Annotated in this window: 16 protein-coding genes; 10 read left to right on the forward strand and 6 right to left on the reverse strand. The window is 62.9% G+C overall.

All coding sequences use genetic code 11. The features are described 5' to 3' along the window. From UC34_RS21465 to mpl, 4 genes are all read right to left on the reverse strand, one after another. Positions 1–960 (reverse strand): energy transducer TonB, encoded by a 960-nt coding sequence (locus UC34_RS21465; protein WP_052811176.1) that lies wholly within the window; start codon positions 958–960, stop codon positions 1–3. Next, on the reverse strand, positions 954–3,200 hold the full coding sequence (locus UC34_RS21470) for a ribonuclease catalytic domain-containing protein (RefSeq protein WP_044457118.1): 2,247 nt from the start codon (positions 3,198–3,200) through the stop codon (positions 954–956). The genes UC34_RS21465 and UC34_RS21470 overlap by 7 nt, the downstream gene beginning before the upstream one ends. Positions 3,201–3,277: 77 nt before the next feature. Then, positions 3,278–3,889 carry a YqiA/YcfP family alpha/beta fold hydrolase gene (locus UC34_RS21475; protein WP_044457119.1) on the reverse strand — a complete coding sequence of 204 codons (612 nt, stop codon included), beginning with the start codon at positions 3,887–3,889 and terminating at the stop codon, positions 3,278–3,280. Between the two features lie 72 nt (positions 3,890–3,961). Beyond that, positions 3,962–5,344 carry a UDP-N-acetylmuramate:L-alanyl-gamma-D-glutamyl-meso-diaminopimelate ligase gene (gene mpl / locus UC34_RS21480; RefSeq protein ID WP_044457120.1) on the reverse strand — a complete coding sequence of 461 codons (1,383 nt, stop codon included), beginning with the start codon at positions 5,342–5,344 and terminating at the stop codon, positions 3,962–3,964. 118 nt (positions 5,345–5,462) lie between these two features. On the opposite strand from mpl, the gene UC34_RS21485 reads away from it, so the two are divergent. From UC34_RS21485 to UC34_RS21530, 10 genes are all read left to right on the forward strand, one after another. Continuing rightward, positions 5,463–6,119: a hypothetical protein gene (locus UC34_RS21485; RefSeq protein ID WP_044458536.1), complete on the forward strand. Its 657-nt coding sequence runs from the start codon at positions 5,463–5,465 to the stop codon at positions 6,117–6,119. Between the two features lie 143 nt (positions 6,120–6,262). After that, positions 6,263–6,787 (forward strand): TlpA family protein disulfide reductase, encoded by a 525-nt coding sequence (locus tag UC34_RS21490; RefSeq protein ID WP_044457121.1) that lies wholly within the window; start codon positions 6,263–6,265, stop codon positions 6,785–6,787. A 134-nt stretch (positions 6,788–6,921) separates the two neighbouring features. Then, complete coding sequence (gene aroQ, locus UC34_RS21495; RefSeq protein ID WP_044457122.1) at positions 6,922–7,368, forward strand: type II 3-dehydroquinate dehydratase; 447 nt, start codon at positions 6,922–6,924, stop codon at positions 7,366–7,368. A 71-nt stretch (positions 7,369–7,439) separates the two neighbouring features. Continuing rightward, complete coding sequence (gene accB, locus UC34_RS21500; RefSeq protein ID WP_044457123.1) at positions 7,440–7,901, forward strand: acetyl-CoA carboxylase biotin carboxyl carrier protein; 462 nt, start codon at positions 7,440–7,442, stop codon at positions 7,899–7,901. Positions 7,902–8,001: 100 nt separating this feature from the next. Continuing rightward, positions 8,002–9,363 carry an acetyl-CoA carboxylase biotin carboxylase subunit gene (accC, locus tag UC34_RS21505; protein WP_044457124.1) on the forward strand — a complete coding sequence of 454 codons (1,362 nt, stop codon included), beginning with the start codon at positions 8,002–8,004 and terminating at the stop codon, positions 9,361–9,363. Between the two features lie 24 nt (positions 9,364–9,387). Then, positions 9,388–10,281, forward strand: a complete 894-nt coding sequence (gene prmA, locus UC34_RS21510; RefSeq protein WP_044457125.1) for a 50S ribosomal protein L11 methyltransferase — start codon at positions 9,388–9,390, stop codon at positions 10,279–10,281. A 39-nt stretch (positions 10,282–10,320) separates the two neighbouring features. Next, the gene (locus tag UC34_RS21515; RefSeq protein WP_044457126.1) at positions 10,321–11,397 is read left to right on the forward strand and encodes a DUF3426 domain-containing protein; all 1,077 of its coding nucleotides are present in this window, start codon (positions 10,321–10,323) and stop codon (positions 11,395–11,397) included. Positions 11,398–11,429: 32 nt separating this feature from the next. Then, positions 11,430–11,930, forward strand: coding sequence for a thiol peroxidase (gene tpx, locus UC34_RS21520; protein WP_044457127.1), 501 nt, complete (start codon positions 11,430–11,432; stop codon positions 11,928–11,930). Positions 11,931–12,167: 237 nt separating this feature from the next. Continuing rightward, positions 12,168–13,103 carry a carbohydrate kinase family protein gene (locus tag UC34_RS21525; RefSeq protein WP_044457128.1) on the forward strand — a complete coding sequence of 312 codons (936 nt, stop codon included), beginning with the start codon at positions 12,168–12,170 and terminating at the stop codon, positions 13,101–13,103. Positions 13,104–13,122: 19 nt separating this feature from the next. Further along, positions 13,123–13,602 (forward strand): outer membrane lipoprotein, encoded by a 480-nt coding sequence (locus tag UC34_RS21530; protein WP_044457129.1) that lies wholly within the window; start codon positions 13,123–13,125, stop codon positions 13,600–13,602. A 164-nt stretch (positions 13,603–13,766) separates the two neighbouring features. Here UC34_RS21530 and UC34_RS21535 read toward each other — a convergent pair whose 3' ends face one another. Both UC34_RS21535 and UC34_RS21540 read right to left on the reverse strand, forming a co-directional pair. Continuing rightward, positions 13,767–14,420 (reverse strand): histone H1-like repetitive region-containing protein, encoded by a 654-nt coding sequence (locus UC34_RS21535; RefSeq protein WP_044457130.1) that lies wholly within the window; start codon positions 14,418–14,420, stop codon positions 13,767–13,769. Positions 14,421–15,171: 751 nt separating this feature from the next. Further along, a complete protein-coding gene (locus UC34_RS21540; protein WP_044457131.1) occupies positions 15,172–16,323 on the reverse strand; it encodes a ribonucleotide-diphosphate reductase subunit beta in 1,152 nt (383 codons plus the stop codon). Positions 16,324–16,431: the final 108 nt, after the last annotated feature.

Here is a 16,431-nt window from a genome sequence, read left to right on the forward strand (position 1 = left end):
CTATTGAACGTTGCCGCTCGCGGGAGCGCCGAGCGTTTGTGCCTGCACACCCTGTCGCGTGAAGGTCATGCGCGTGACGATCTCCAGAATGTCGTAACGTTGCTTCATTTCCTGCGAGAAATCGCCGAATGGCGCGCTGGCCTGCACGATGGCGACGGCTCGCCGGTCCAGATCGCGATTACCCGAGCTACGCGTCACCTCCACACCCGCGACATTCCAACCGTCTTTGTGATATCCGAGACCACCGCGCTGATTCACATTGAGCGTGACGATCAGTTCGCCATAGAGGCGCTCGTTGCCCATCTGCGGAAAGTGCTCGGTGCCGTAGCGCTCGACTCGATGACGCAGTGCGTCGAAATAGCGTGCGTACGCAACTTCACGCGTATTTGCCGTCACCTGACCGCGTTTCGGGCGCGTCTGATACGCACGCAACTGCTTGTCGATTTCGGCTTGCAAACGTGCGATCTGCTGGTCGACGGTCTGATCGTCGAGGCCCTGGCCTCGCTGCGGCGAGTCGATGCGGTTACGCTGTGCCTCTGGCGAGGTTGCGTACTGACTGCGAAGCTGCGAGAGCAACTTCTCCTGCATGGCTTCCAGATCGCTCACATTGCGCTGAATCTGCGCGACCGGCGCCCCGTCGCGCTCCAATTCGCGTGACGGCAACGGCGAGGTCGCACGTTCGCCGTCGTGTTCGCCGCCGCCTACGAGATTAGCCTGCGCAAGCGCGGTGGCCTTCTCCGGTGCGACGGCCGATTTGGCGTTCACGAGCACCACTTCGAGCGGGGTATCCGCACTGTGCAGGCGGAAGCTGTCCGGCGCAACGAAGTGCACCGCCAACGCGAGCAAATGCACCACGGCCGAGAAGAGAAGGCCGGTGGCAAGCGGATGCTCGCGCATGAGGGACCAGCCGCGGCGACGCGCCGCGACCAGATTGCCGGAAGGCAGTGCGGGTTTCAGCACGCGGGACCGGCCGGCGCGTCGTGGGCGCCCGCCGCCATCAGCGCCGCCGAGCGTGGCGATGCCCCGTGAGCGGCGCCAGTGGTCAGCGTCTGCGCCGAATCGTCGGCATCGGCGGGAGCATCGACTCGCCCCATCGTCGAATGGTCGTCGGCATCGCCCTGTGCGGTGCGGATGTCGCCACGGGCTTCGTCCGTGTCCATGCCGTCATCGCCATCATCGGCCCCGTCGGCACCCTCCGTACCTTCAGCACCATCGGTGCCGTCAGTGCCCTGGCCGCCGTCACCGCCCTCTCCACCATGACCCGCGCCGCCGTCGCCCTCGTCGTCGTCGTCCGCCAGCGCGCTCTGGCTCGCGCCGAGCACTTGCGCGACACGCACCGAGATACTGAGCGTGACGACATCGAACGACAGCACGTCGAGCATGATCTGCGTGCCCCGCGCATGCGGACTGAGCCCGGGCACGATCAACGTGAGCGGAATGTCGTTCAGACGAACGGTGTCGCCCTTGAGCACGCTCGCCTGCACTTGCGACTTGTTTTCCTGAATCAGCCAGCGCATGCACCAGTACCGCTCCATGCGGCTCTGATGCTCGGCATATGCCGCGTACGCAGCTTCGAAGCTCGACACGGTGGCGTACAGATCGGCGTCTTTCGGCTTGAAGGGCGCTGCCAGCTTCGCCGTCACGCCGTGGCGCACACAGGCGATCAATTGCCACTGATTCACCAGATCGACATAGCGACGCAGCGGCGAGGTGCTCCATGCGTATTGCTCGACACCTAGCCCTTCGTGCGGCGCGGGCGATGTCTGCATACGCGTGCGGTTCACGCCGTAGGCCCGCTGTGCGCGGTAAATGCCCGGCACGCCGCATTCGGCCAGCAAACGCCCCCAGCGACTGTTCGCAAGGATCGCCATTTCGGCAACGATCAGATCGAGCGGCGCACCCCGCAGACGCTGCCTGATCGTGATGTGCTCGCCGTCGACGTAGAAATTGAAGTCGGTCTTGTTTTGCACCTCAGGGCGCAAGCCATAGCCCACGCGCGCGGCCTGGCGCTTCTCATACAGCGACTGCGCGAACGGCCACAGCAAACGCAGCGCTTCCTTGTGCGGATAGTCGCCGGTGCCGTCAGCCAGCGTTTGTGCCGTAATGACCGAATCGAGCTCGTCGTGGCGCAGGTTCGCGGCGATGGGCACGCGCTCGGCGCGCGTCTCAGTGGTCACGATGTCATACGTATCCGCCTTGACCACGACGTACAGCGACAACGCGGGACGTGCGCCGCCTTCGGCGAGCGTATAAGCCTCGACCACCGAATCGGGCAGCATCGTGATCTTTTCGCCCGGGGCATATACCGTGGACATGCGCGCGCGCGCAATCTCGTCGATGGCGTCACCCCGCGTGATGCCCAGCGCCGGCGCCGCGATGTGGATCCCTACGCGCAGCAGGCCGTCGGGCAGCACCTGTACCGAAAGCGCATCGTCGATTTCCGTCGTCGTCGAATCGTCGATGGAGAACGCCTGCACGTCGGCAATCGGCAGATCGTCCCCCGGCAGCGGCGTCGGTCCCACATCGGGAAAGCCGGTGCCCCGCGGAAAGTGTTCGTAGAGGAACGCCGCTTCGTGATAGGCGCGCGGCGACGCGATGCCGCCGCAAGCCAGCATCACCTCGGCGTGCGTCTTGCCCATGGCAATGGCGGCCGCTTCGAGCGCCTTCCATTCGATGGTGTTCTTGTCAGGACGGAACAGCAGTTGGAGTTCCTTGCCCTTGAGCGCGTCCGGCAGCGTACCCGCAATCATCTGATCGACGTACGACGCCTGCAACTCGGCTTGTTGCTGCTTGCGCGCGAGACCGGCAAGCGCAGCTTCGAGCTGCTCTTGTCCCGCACGCTGGTACTGACCCCGGCCCTTGCGACGGAAATAGATCGGCGAGGCCTGCAAGGCCAGCGCCAGACCCGCCTGCTGCGCAACGCTCGCGCCTTCACCGAAGTATTCGGCGGCCAGCACCGGAAACGCGAACTCGTCGGCCGGCGCGCATTCCCACAGGAAACTCATGTCGATGTCCTGTGCGGCAGCCTGCGCCTGCGCGATCAACTCGGCGGGGGTGGGCGACTCGAAACGCAACAGGACATCACGTCCCTTGATCTTGCTGCGACGTCCGCCAGGCAACTCCACCTGATACGACTCGCCCTGCTGCGACAACACCGTGCCAGCCTTGAAGCCGCCGGATTCCTCAAAAAAAATGTTCATGAAACAGCCATCGATCGCAATAGGCGATATTGTAGCCCGCCAATGTACGGCGGTTTAGGGCAGAACGGGCAAACGCGTCAGTCGCCCGCGCAAGGGCTTGCTGCGTCTGGCGCTGCAGAAATGCCGACGCCGGCAAAGCGCAGTACGTCGTCCATGTAGTTCTCGAAATCGGAAATCCCGTGGTCACTGCCCTCGATCAGCGTGAGCTTCGCGCCCGGAAACTTCGCCACCATGTCGCGGTAGTCCAGCGTCTGGTCGCCCGTGGCCGCCACAAGGTGGTAGCGCTCGGGACGCGTGATGCGGGCGACGTCGATCATGCGCAGTTCGTCCAGGTGACGGGGTTCGACGACAATCGTTCCACCGCCGTGCCACAGCGGTTGTTCGCCGAGCCACTTCCCCAAGTCGTCGTACGGGCGCGTGGCGGGATTGAGCAGCACGGCACGGCAACCCAGTTTTTCCGCCAGATATGTGGCGTAGTACCCACCGAGCGAGCTGCCCACGATGGTCAGCTCGTCGGCGCTCACGCCGGTGAGCAACCGCTGCGCATCGACAACTGCAGCCAACGGCGACGGCGGCAGTTGCGGACACGCCCAATGCCGGCCATGCCCCAGCCGATGCATGCGTGCGGCCATCAATTGCGCCTTGAAGGAACGCGGCGACGAACGAAAGCCGTGCAAATAAAGAATCATGTCAGTCCCGAGAGAGCCGAGTCAGTATGCGCATACGCGCCAAGTCCGGGCAATTTACCCACTGTGGCCCGCTCACCCGCGCGCAGCCAGCGCATCCAGTAGTTTCTGGTGGATCCCGCCGAAGCCGCCATTGCTCATCACCACGATCTGGTCGCCCGGCTGCGCTGCGGCGCCGACGGCGCGCACCAGACCGTCGATGTCGCTGAACGCTTGTGCACGGGTCCCCAGAGGCGCCAGCGCTTCCGCAAGATTCCAGCCCAGGGCGTCCTTGCCGGACGGCGCGCCATAACCGAACACCAGATCGGCGTCGGCCAGACTGGCGGGCAATTGTGCCTTCATGACCCCGAGCTTCATGGTGTTCGAGCGCGGCTCCAGCACCGCAAGGATGCGGGCCTGGCCGACACGCCGACGCAATCCGGCAAGCGTCGTCTGAATCGCCGTCGGATGATGCGCAAAATCGTCATAGACGGTCACTCCGCCGGCTTCGCCGCGCACTTCCATGCGACGCTTCACATTCTGGAACTTGCCCAGCGACGCAGCGCCCTGTTCCGGCGGCACGCCCACGTGACGCGCGGCAGCGAGGGCGGCCAGCGCATTCATCCGGTTGTGCTCCCCCTGAAGCGCCCATTTCACCTCACCCGCAGCCTTCGGCCCCTGGTGCACCCAGAACGCTTCCTGTCCGGAGGCAAGCGCCTCGTTTGCCTGCGCGACATGCCAGCCATCGGCCACACCGAAGCGCTCGATCTCGCTCCAGTATCCGCGCGCCAACACACGCTCGAGCGCCGGTTCGCGACCATTGACGATCAGGCGTCCCTGCCCCGGGACCGTTCGCACGAGATGATGAAATTGCGTCTCGATTGCGGCGAGATCCGGGAAGATATCCGCGTGATCGAATTCGAGGTTATTCAGAATGGCCGTACGCGGATGGTAGTGAACGAATTTCGAACGCTTGTCGAAGAACGCCGTGTCGTACTCGTCCGCCTCGATCACGAAGAAATCGCTGTCGGTCAGCCGCGCCGAAATACCGAAGTTCATCGGCACGCCGCCAACGAGAAACCCCGGGTGGTATCCGGCGTCTTCGAGAATCCAGGTGAGCATCGAGGTCGTGGTCGTCTTGCCGTGCGTGCCGGCCACTGCCAGCACCCATTTCTTGGACAGGACATGCTCGCCGAGCCATTGGGGCCCGGACGTATACGGCAGATTCCGGTTCAGGATTTCTTCCATGAGCGGATTGCCGCGCGACACGACGTTACCGACCACGAACAGGTCCGGCTCCAGCGACACCTGATCGGCGTCGAAACCCTCGATCAGACGAATGCCCTGCGCTTCGAGCTGGGTGCTCATTGGCGGATAGACGTTGGCGTCGCAACCCGTGACGGTGTGACCGGCCTGACGTGCGAGGACTGCCAGACCGCCCATGAACGTGCCGCAGATACCAAGAATATGAATATGCATGGATGGGGAGCGTGGTGAGAACGGGTCGAGCCCGTGCGGGAAATGGGAGTGCCAGAAGCCAAGGGCTCCATTGTACCTGTGGCGCGAACCCCAATGCGTTTCGGGTATCATCGTCCGCATGACACGCAAATCCTGGACCGACGCCCAACGCCTGCGCGACGAGATCGCGCTGGCCGCTGCTCGCCTTATCGCCGAAGAGGGGGCCGACTACGCGAGCGCGAAGCGCAAGGCAGCGAAACAGGTCACCGGAGAGACGCGAATTGCAGGGGAATTGCTGCCGGATAATGACCAGATCGAGGCGGAAGTGCGCGAATACGTGCAGACGTTCCTCTCGGACACCCAGCCCGATGAACTCGCGCATCTGCGCCAGGTCGCGCTGACGGTCATGACAGCGTTCGAGCGCTATCGCCCGTACATTACCGGTGCGGTGTACAACGGCACAGCCACGGCGCTATCGGATATCTACTTGCAGGCTTTTTGCGACAACCCCAAGGAAGTCGCGATCGACATGCTCAATCGAGGGATCGACTACGAAGTCTCGGAGAGCCGTCATTTTAATGGTCGAGGCATGGTGGAGACGCTGAGTTTCCTGTGGCGCGAGCGCGGCCAGCGCGGCGAACCGGCGGGGGTGCACCTCGCGCTGTATGGCACGGACGATATGCGCGGCGCGCTCAAGGCCTCCGACGGGAACGGCCGCCCGGTGCGGACCGACGCTCAGGGACTGCGCGCCCTGATGGCCGAGGCAGAAGCCTCGCGTCATGAACACAGCCAATGACGCCGTAGCGAGTCGCCATCGGTTCACAGCGAAATCGCGGCCAGATCACCGCCAGATCACCGCCAGATCGCCACTAATTCTTCGCAATTGACGTTCATATTTCGTTTACCGTTGATTCCCGAATCTTCCGCCCCGTACACATCATGGCAAAACGCATCGCTATTCTCGTGATTCTGGCATTGGCGGGATTGGCGGCCGGTTTCTGGCTCGGCCACCGCAACCAGCCAACGCCCAACGCGTCGGACGCCGCCGTCGCCCAACTCCTCGCCACCCGCCTGCCCGACCTCAAAGGCAATGATCAGGCCGTATCGCAATGGAAAGGCAAGACGCTCGTTGTGAATTTCTGGGCGCCCTGGTGCGGGCCGTGCGTGGAGGAAATGCCCGATTTGCAGGCGCTTTCCACTGAATTCGGCACCAAAAACGTCCAATTCGTCGGTATCGGCATCGATACGGCGCAAAACATGATCGCCTTTGAGCAAAAGGTGAAAGTCGATTACCCGTTGCTGGTGGCAGGCTATGCGGGCACCGACCTCGCACGCGCGCTCGGGAACAAGGCCGGTGCGTTGCCGTTTACCGTCGTGATCGATCCGCAGGGGCGAATGCACTACGAGAAGCTGGGCCGCATCACGTCGGACGAGGTCCGCTCGGCACTCAAGCCGCTCATCTGACCCCAGGTCGGAAAGCGCCCCGCCTTGGGAAGCCCCGCCGGGCGTGACCGGCGGGGGCTCCATTTTCGCCCCACTGGACAAAATCCACCAACTGGCGTTTAATTGCGCCCAATTTCGTGAAATTTGATTCGCCGATGCCTCACCGCATTCTCGTGCTCCACGGCCCCAACCTGAACCTGCTCGGTACTCGCGAGCCGGAGGTGTACGGTCGCACGACGTTGGCCGACATCGACTCCGCCCTTGTGGCGCAGGCCCAGACGGCGGGTGCCGAGGTGGCGACATTCCAAAGCAATCACGAAGGGGCACTGGTTGACCGGATTCAGGCGGCACGCGGCGAGTCGATCGACTTCATCGTCATCAACCCTGCGGCCTATACCCACACCAGCGTGGCAATTCGCGACGCGTTGACCGGGGTAGGCATCCCGTTCGTCGAGGTTCACCTCTCGAACGTTCATGCGCGCGAAGCCTTCCGGCATCACTCGTACTTTTCCGATATCGCGCAAGGTGTCATCTGCGGCCTGGGCTGGCGCGGGTATACCTACGCACTCGATTTTGCCCTGCGGCGACTCGCCGGCGGGTAGTCCTCTCTTATCCCCATTTCCTCTCGCGGGACGTTGCGCCCGCGTCGATACAGAATCAAGGAGCTTCCTTCATGGATTTGCGCAAACTCAAGACGTTGATCGACCTCGTGGCCGAATCGGGTATTTCCGAGCTCGAAGTCACCGAAGGCGAAGGCAAGGTCCGTATCGTCAAGGCGCCCCCGCAAGTCATCGCCGCCCCGATGCAGATGGCCATGCCGGCCGCCATGCCGCAGGTCGCCGCGCAAGCGCCCGCCGCCACGCAAGCGGCCGCAGCGCCCGCGGCACCGGCCGTGCCGCAAGGCCATATCGTGACATCGCCGATGGTTGGCACGTTCTACCGCGCCCCGTCGCCGGGCGCCGATCCGTTCGCGCAAGTCGGCGACTCGGTCAAGGAAGGCCAGACCCTGTGCATCATCGAAGCGATGAAGCTGCTCAACGAGATCGAGTCGGACAAGGCCGGCGTGATCAAGGAAATCCTCGTCGAGAACGGTCAGGCCGTGGAATACGGTCAACCGCTGTTCGTGATCGGCTAATGCCGGTTGTCGGACGCCTCGCCCGCACGGCCTTGCGCCATCTGCGCGGCATCGGGCGTCCGGCCCCGCTCCTCTCCCCATACGGGCAGGACTGCACATAATGTTTGAAAAAATTCTCATCGCCAATCGCGGCGAAATCGCCCTGCGCATCCAGCGCGCGTGCCGCGAGATGGGCATCAAGACCGTCGTGGTCTATTCCGAAGCCGACAAGGAAGCGAAGTACGTCAAGCTCGCCGACGAAGCGGTCTGTATCGGCCCGGCCCCGTCGCCGCTGAGCTATCTGAACATGCCTGCGCTCATCAGCGCGGCCGAAGTGACCGACGCCCAGGCGATCCACCCGGGTTACGGCTTCCTGTCGGAGAATGCCGATTTCGCCGAGCGCGTCGAACAATCGGGCTTCACGTTCATTGGCCCGCGCCCCGAAACCATTCGCCTGATGGGCGACAAGGTCTCGGCCAAGCAGACCATGATCAAGACCGGCGTGCCGTGCGTGCCCGGTTCGGAAGGCGCGTTGCCCGAAGATCCGAAGGAAATCGTGCGAATTGCACGCCAGGTCGGCTATCCGGTGATCATCAAGGCCGCAGGTGGCGGCGGTGGTCGCGGCATGCGCGTGGTGCACACGGAAGCGGCGCTCGTGAACGCGGTCAACATGACGCGTGAAGAAGCCGGCCGTGCCTTCGGCAACCCGGAAGTCTATATGGAGAAGTTCCTCGAGAACCCGCGCCATATCGAAATCCAGGTGCTCGCCGACAAGCACAAGCAAGCGATCTGGCTGGGTGAGCGCGACTGCTCGATGCAGCGTCGTCACCAGAAGGTGATCGAAGAAGCGACCGCACCGCTGATTCCGCGTCGTCTGATCGAGCGCATCGGCGACCGCTGCGCTGACGCGTGCAAGAAGATGGGTTACCTCGGGGCCGGTACGTTCGAGTTCCTGTACGAGAACGGCGAGTTCTACTTCATCGAAATGAACACGCGCGTGCAGGTCGAACACCCGGTCACGGAAATGATTACCGGTGTCGACATCGTGCAGGAACAGATCCGCATCGCGGCGGGCGAGAAGCTCGCCTACCGCCAGCGCGACATCCAGTTCCAGGGGCACGCCATCGAGTGCCGCATCAACGCCGAAGACCCGTTCAAGTTCACGCCGTCGCCGGGCCGCATCACCGCCTGGCACATGCCGGGTGGCCCCGGCATTCGCGTCGACACGCACGCTTACAACGGCTACTTCGTGCCGCCCAACTACGACTCGATGATCGGCAAGCTGATCGCCTACGGTGCAACGCGTGAGCAGGCGATTCGCCGCATGCGTGTGGCGCTGTCGGAAATCGTGGTCGAAGGTATCCAGACGAACATTCCGCTGCACCGCGAATTGATGCTCGACGCCAAGTTTGTCGAAGGCGGCACGAGCATCCACTATCTGGAACACAAGCTGGCGCAGAAGTCTGCCGTCGGCGGTAATTGAGCTATTTAGCAGGAAACACTCGCCATGTATCGCGAACTCGTCGTAGAAGTTGCCCGCGCGCAGGCCGAGGCCCTGTCGGACGCCCTGCTCGATCTGGGCGTGCTGTCGGTCTCGGTGGAAGACGCGGACGCCGACACGCCCGACGAGCAACCGATGTTCGGCGAGCCGGGTCTGACCCCGCCCGACACCGCGTGGCAGCGCTCGCGCGTGGTGGCGCTGGTGGGCGAAGATCAGGACGCCGCCGTGTTGCTCGCGGCGGCGGTCAACGAACTGGGGCTTGCCGAGTCCCCTGCCTTCACATTGCGTGACGTGGAGGAGCAGGATTGGGTACGCCTGACGCAATCGCAGTTCGAGCCGATGCAGATCGGCCAGCGGATCTGGGTCGTGCCGTCGTGGCACGACGCCCCGGACACCGACGCCCTCATTCTCGAACTCGATCCCGGCCTGGCTTTCGGCACCGGTAGCCATCCGACCACGCGCCTTTGCATGGAATGGCTCGAACAGCACGTGCAGGCCGGCGAGTCGCTGCTCGACTATGGTTGCGGCTCGGGCATTCTGGCAATTCTCGCGCGCAAGTGCGGCGCCGACCCGGTCATCGGCATCGACATCGACCCGCAAGCCGTGGAATCCGCCCGTTACAACAGTGAACGCAACCACGCCCCGGTCGAATACGGTCTGCCCGACGACTTGCGCGATGGCCAGTTCAATATCGTGGTCGCGAACATTCTGTCGAACCCGCTCAAGTTGCTCGCGTCGATGCTGACGTCGCGCGTCGCACCGGGCGGCCGGCTTGCACTGTCCGGCGTGCTGGAGCGGCAGGCTGACGAAGTGATCGCGGCTTACGCGCCCTATATGAAGATGTCGGTCTGGCGCGCTCACGACGGCTGGGTCTGCCTGCACGGGCAGGCCTCAGGCTAAACAGCGCAACGCGCGCCGAGTCTCCCGAGTCTTCCATCCATGACCCAGTCCTCGCGCGTTCTCGCCACCCGCTGCCCTCACTGTCACACGGTCTTTCGCGTCGTCGCGGATCAGCTCAAGCTGCGCGACGGCCTCGTGCGTTGCGGCCATTGCCGTGAGGTGTTCGACGGCCGCGCCTATCTCTGCGATCCGCCCGCCGAGGAACAGGAAGCGCCGGCGAACCCCGACCTTGTCGCGCCACCCGACACCGCAGCGCATGGGAGCCAGCCCGGCGTATCGAATACGACGCCTGCCCCGTCGGCGGGAACCGCGGCCGGCGGTGACAAGCCGATCCCGGAAATGCTCACGCCCACGGCCATCGCCGCCCTGCTTGGCACGCCCGACGAGAGCCGTGCGCAGATGCAGCACGGGCCGGGCCGTTATATGGACGATGTGGACGACGATCCCACCGTGCTGAGTGCGCCGACGGCAACGCCGTCTCGCATCGAAACGTCATCGCCCGATCGCAGTGAAGCCCAACGGCACCCGGGCGCCGCGCGCGCGATCTGGCGCGTGTTGATGGCGCTCGCCGTCATCGGCCTGCTCGGTCAGTGGGCATGGATCGAGCGCGCCGCCCTCGTGGATCGCGTACCGGCATTGCGCGGCGTGTTCGCGGCGATTGGCCAGCCTCTGCATGTGACGATCGGCTTGCCGCGTGTGCCGGATCAGATCCAGATTTCCAGCGTGACGCTCGTGACCGACACTGCGGGAGCGGCGGAATCGGTGGGAGCCGCGGATAGCGGCGATGCGTCGGCGTCCGCCGTCGAAGCAACGGCCAGCGATGCGGTGGCGGCGCCCGATGCGCTTGCCCCCACCGACGCAGTCCCGATGACGCTGACCGTCTTCGTGCGCAATCAGGCCGACTACGCGCTGGCGTGGCCGTCGCTCGAACTCACGCTCTCGGACCTCGACGGCAAGCCCGTGGTGCGTCGCGTTTTTTCAGCGAATGAATACGTCGCCGGGGCAAGCATGCGCGAAGCGGGTCTGGCGCCACGCAGCGAACGCACGATTCGGTTACGATTGTCGGCGCAGGCAGCGCTAGCCAGTAATTACCGGGTGCTCGCGTTCTATCCCTGATAGCGCTGTTGCACTCAACCTAGGAGAGATAGATGTCCCAAGTCACGCTCGGGGGCAACCCCATCGAAGTCGGCGGTCAATTCCCGCAGAAGGGTCAAACCGCACCGGCACTGAAGCTGGTCAACGCCAAGTTGCAGGACGTCACGCTCGACGACTTCGCGGGTAAGCGCAAGGTCCTCAATATCGTGCCGAGCCTCGACACGCCGACGTGCGCTACGTCGACCCGCAAGTTCAACGAAGCCGCGGGCAAGCTGGAGAACACCGTGGTGCTCGTGATCTCGGCCGACCTGCCGTTCGCCATGAGCCGCTTCTGCGCCACGGAAGGTCTGAACAATGTCGTCACGCTCTCGACCATGCGCGGCCGCGAGTTGCTCAATAACTATGGCGTCGAGATCAAGACCGGCCCGCTCGCCGGTGTGGCCGCACGTGCCGTGGTCGTGCTCGATGCCGAGAACCGTGTCGTGCACGCCGAGCTGGTACCGGAAATCAAGAACGAACCGAATTACGACGCCGCGCTCGCCGCGCTCTCGTGATTTCGTAATTTCGCGAGCGCGTGACGCGATCACGCGCTGCTGCGATCTGACGCATGCCGCCCGCGCGGCATCCGTCGGATCGCGCAAACGCCAGCATTCGCAGGCCCGTAATTCCCGCGCCGATGCACGACATGTACCGGCTCGTTTTTTGTCCAGCGGCCCAGAACAGCATGACGGATCACCGTCAGCCATCTTCCGTTGGCCTCTCCCCCGCTTACTTTTCGCAAGGAAATTCCCGTGACTACCGTGATCTGCGGCTCGCTGGCCTACGACAACATCATGACGTTCGAAGGCCGCTTCGGCGAACACATCCTGCCTGATCAGGTGCACATCCTGAACGTCAGCTTCCTCGTGCCGACAATGCGCCGCAACTTCGGCGGCTGCGCCGGCAATATCGGCTACAGCCTGAAACTGCTCGGCGGCACGCCCGTCGTCATGGCCACAGTCGGCGAAGATGGCGCGGCATACCTGGAGCGTTTCCAGTCGCTCGGCATGACCACGGAATTCGTGCGCACGGTCACGGACAGCATGACGGCCAATGCGATGATCACGACCGATCTGGACAACAACCAGATCACCGCCTTCCATCCTGGCGCGATGATGTTCTCCGCGCGCAACCGCGTGGCCGATGCCAAGGGCGCCACGCTAGGCATCGTCGCCCCGGACGCCCCGGACGCCATGCTCACCCACGCCGAAGGCTTCGCCGAAGCCGGCGTGCCCTTCGTCTTCGATCCGGGGCAGGGCCTGCCGTTGCTCACCCCTGAGGCACTGCGTCGCATGGTGGAACTCGCAACGTATCTTGCGGTCAACGACTACGAAGCCAAGCTCCTCAGCACGAAGACTGGACTGTCGATGGAAGACCTCCAGTCGCGTGTCGAGGCACTTGTCGTCACGCGCGGAGAGCACGGGGCCCAGATCTTCGCCGGCGGCAAGCAACACGACATTCCTGCCGTGACCGCCAAGCGTGTCGTCGACCCCACCGGGTGCGGCGACGCCTTCCGTGGTGGTTTGCTCTATGGCATCGAGAAGGGCCTCGACTGGCCGACCACTGGCCGCTTGGCCAGCCTGATGGGTTCGCTCAAGATCGCCGAGCAGGGCCCGCAGACCTATGCACCCACACGCTCGGAAATCGAAGCGCAATATGAAGAAGCGTTCGGCCACCGCTTCGAGTGATTTAAGGAAAGGCACAACGATGGCACGATTCACCACACCGCTCATTCTCATCGCCGCAGCCGCGTCGCTCTCTCTGTCCGCCTGCACGGCGTTCGGTCCGAGCAACTCGGCAAGCGTCTACAGCAGCCGTCAGGCACAACGCGAACAGGTTGTGCGTATGGGCACGGTCGAATCGGTGCGTCCGGTCACGATCGACAGCAGCAATGGCGACCCCGGCATTCTCGGCATCGCCGGTGGCGGTGCGCTCGGCGCCATCGGCGGTAGCGCTATCGGTGGCGGCCGTGGTTCGATTGCGACGGGGATCGTCGGTGGTCTGCTCGGCGCAGTGGCAGGTCAGGCGATCGAGAGTCGCGTGAGCAAGAAGGCCGGGCTGGAAATCACCGTGCGCCTCGACAACGGCGAGTTGCGGGCCATTACGCAAGATGCCGACGAGGCGTTTCAGCCGGGTCAGCGCGTGCGTCTGCTCTCGAGTGGCGGCGTGACACGTGTGACGCACTGACTCGCGTCGATGTCCTGGCGTTGCGGGCGGCTTCGGCCGCCCGTTTTCGTTTCCGCATGAAAAAACCCGCTGTGACGATCGCTCATCACAGCGGGTTTCGGATCGAGTAGGCCTACTCGATCAAAAGACACCTAAGTGCCTTGGTTCCTGCATCGGCACTCGAATTACGGACGGCTGCCGGTCGGGAACGGCCATGCCGCCGCCGGGTTCAGCGTCGTCTTTGCAGCTGCGGGTGCAGCGGCCGGTGCTGCAGGAGCAGCAGCAGGCTTGGCGGCAACCTTCTTCGCGGCCGGCTTCTTGGCAGCAGGCTTCTTCGCAGCGGCAGGCTTCGCAGCAGGCTTGGCGGCAGCCTTCTTGGCAGCCGGCTTCTTCGCAGCAGCCTTCTTCGCAGCAGGCTTGGCAGCGGCCTTCTTCGCAGCCGGCTTCTTGGCAGCGACAGCCTTCTTGGCGGCCGGCTTCTTAGCGGCTGCCTTCTTGGCGACGGCCTTCTTGGCTGCCGGCTTCTTGGCGACAACCTTCTTCGCTGCTGCCTTCTTCGCGACCGGCTTCTTGGCGGCGACCTTCTTCACTGCTGCCTTCTTGGCGACCGGCTTCTTGGCGGCAACCTTCTTCACTGCAACCTTTTTGGCTGCCGGCTTCTTGGCGGCGACCTTCTTGGCTGCCGGCTTCTTGGCGGCAACGGCCTTCTTCGCTGCCGGCTTCTTAGCAGCCACAGCCTTCTTGGCGACAGGCTTCTTGGCAGCAGCAGCCTTCTTCGCTACCGGCTTCTTGGCAACAGCCTTCTTTGCTGCGGGTTTTTTCTTAGCAGTAGTAGCCATCACATGACTCCTTAACGTGAAAGATCACTCAAACGAAACTACCTGAGAAGGAAACCCGACCACCGTGCGGGAACCGCCGGCGAGCGGGCTATTCATCGGCGTACGCATCGGACTTCGACGGCTTACGCTAATGAATTCGGCGCTGCACGCATGACGCTGACCGTGTGTGGTCACGCGCGCAAAAAAATTGCCGGCGACATTGCCGCCAGCAATTCGATTGTCTTGAGAAAGGGAGTTCGCCAGATTCTTCGGGGGGTAGCTTGCCTGTCCCGTCATCGGGATGGAGGAGTTTGCGATAGCGGATAAGCGATACTGCTTGCTATGCACCAAGGTTTTTACGCTCCGTAACTACCAGCTCTCTGTCGCGGGAGGAAAGCAGTGAGTGCTTTCGTGTGTTCATCGAGACTGCAATTTATTTGAGCGAATAATAATTCTTTTGTGATGCGATGTTAATACTTTGTGCAAAAAAAAGCGCACATCAATCGTAACGAAGAAGTCAATCTGTTGTATTTGATGCACATCACACTCGCATGTCGATGCGCGCGATGCGTTTGTCGAGAGGCAACTTCAACGTGCGAGTGAGGATGATGTGCGTGAGCTACGCCACGTCTTCGACTGCTCATTGCGTCAGTCACGCGTGCAACGCACGCACACACCACCCTCTCGAAACCCGCATGGATACTCGCGTTGCGCGACACATCCATTTTTCATTCGGTGCTCGCGCCTTCATGAGCGAGCACCGGGTCAACACTTAGTCCCAGCTCAGTGCGCCACCGGTCTGGTACTCGATCACTCGCGTTTCGAAGAAGTTACGTTCCTTCTTCAAGTCGATCATCTCGCTCATCCACGGGAACGGATTTTCTTCGTTCGGGTAGAGCGCTTCGAGACCGATTTGCGCGCAGCGACGATTCGCGATGAAGCGCAGATAGCTCTTGAACATGCCTGCGTTCAGACCCAGCACGCCGCGCGGCATCGTGTCTTCAGCGTAGCGATACTCAAGCTCGACGGCCTTCTTGAACAGCTCGCGAATCTCTTCGCGGAACTCCGGCGTCCAGAGGTTCGGGTTTTCCAGCTTCACCTGGTTGATCAGGTCGATGCCGAAGTTGCAGTGCATCGACTCGTCGCGCAGGATGTACTGATATTGCTCCGCAGCACCGGTCATCTTGTTCTGACGACCCAGCGCCAGAATCTGCGTGAAGCCGACGTAGAAGAACAGGCCTTCCATGATGCACGCGAACACGATCAGCGAACGCAGCAGCTTCTGGTCGGCTTCCTGCGTACCCGTCTTGAACGACGGATCGGCCACGACTTCGATGAACGGCAGCAGGAATTCATCCTTGTCGCGAATCGACGCCACTTCGTGATATGCGTTGAAGATCTCGGCCTCGTCCAGCCCGAGGCTCTCGACGATGTACTGATAAGCGTGCGTGTGGATCGCCTCTTCGAACGCCTGGCGCAGCAGGAACTGGCGGCACTCGGGCGCGGTGATGTGGCGGTACGTGCCCAGCACGATGTTGTTGGCGGCGAGCGAGTCTGCCGTCACGAAGAAGCCGAGGTTACGCTTGATGATGCGGCGCTCGTCTTCGGTCAGACCGTTCGGGTCTTTCCAAAGGGCGATGTCGCGCGACATGTTGATTTCCTGCGGCATCCAGTGGTTGGCGCAACCGGCCAGATACTTTTCCCATGCCCACTTGTACTTGAACGGCACCAGCTGGTTCACGTCTGTCGTGCCGTTGATCACGCGCTTGTCCGAGGCGCTCACGCGGCGCGTCGACTGCGAGGCGATCGTGTGCGGGGTATCGTCTTGCGTGCCCAGAATGTTCGGAGCAGGTGCAGCCGGAGCCACCGGAGCGGCGGGCGCAGCGGGCTTGGCGGTAGTGGTGTCTTCTTCCCAATTAAGCATAGGGTCTCGGTCCGTTCAGGTTGATGCGATACACGCCGCGTGACGCGCATCGCCGAATTGACAGATCAGCCGTTCGGTAACGAAGGGCCGACGAAAAAATTGCCGATA

Source organism: Pandoraea vervacti, from assembly GCF_000934605.2.
Classification (GTDB): Bacteria; Pseudomonadota; Gammaproteobacteria; order Burkholderiales; family Burkholderiaceae; genus Pandoraea; species Pandoraea vervacti.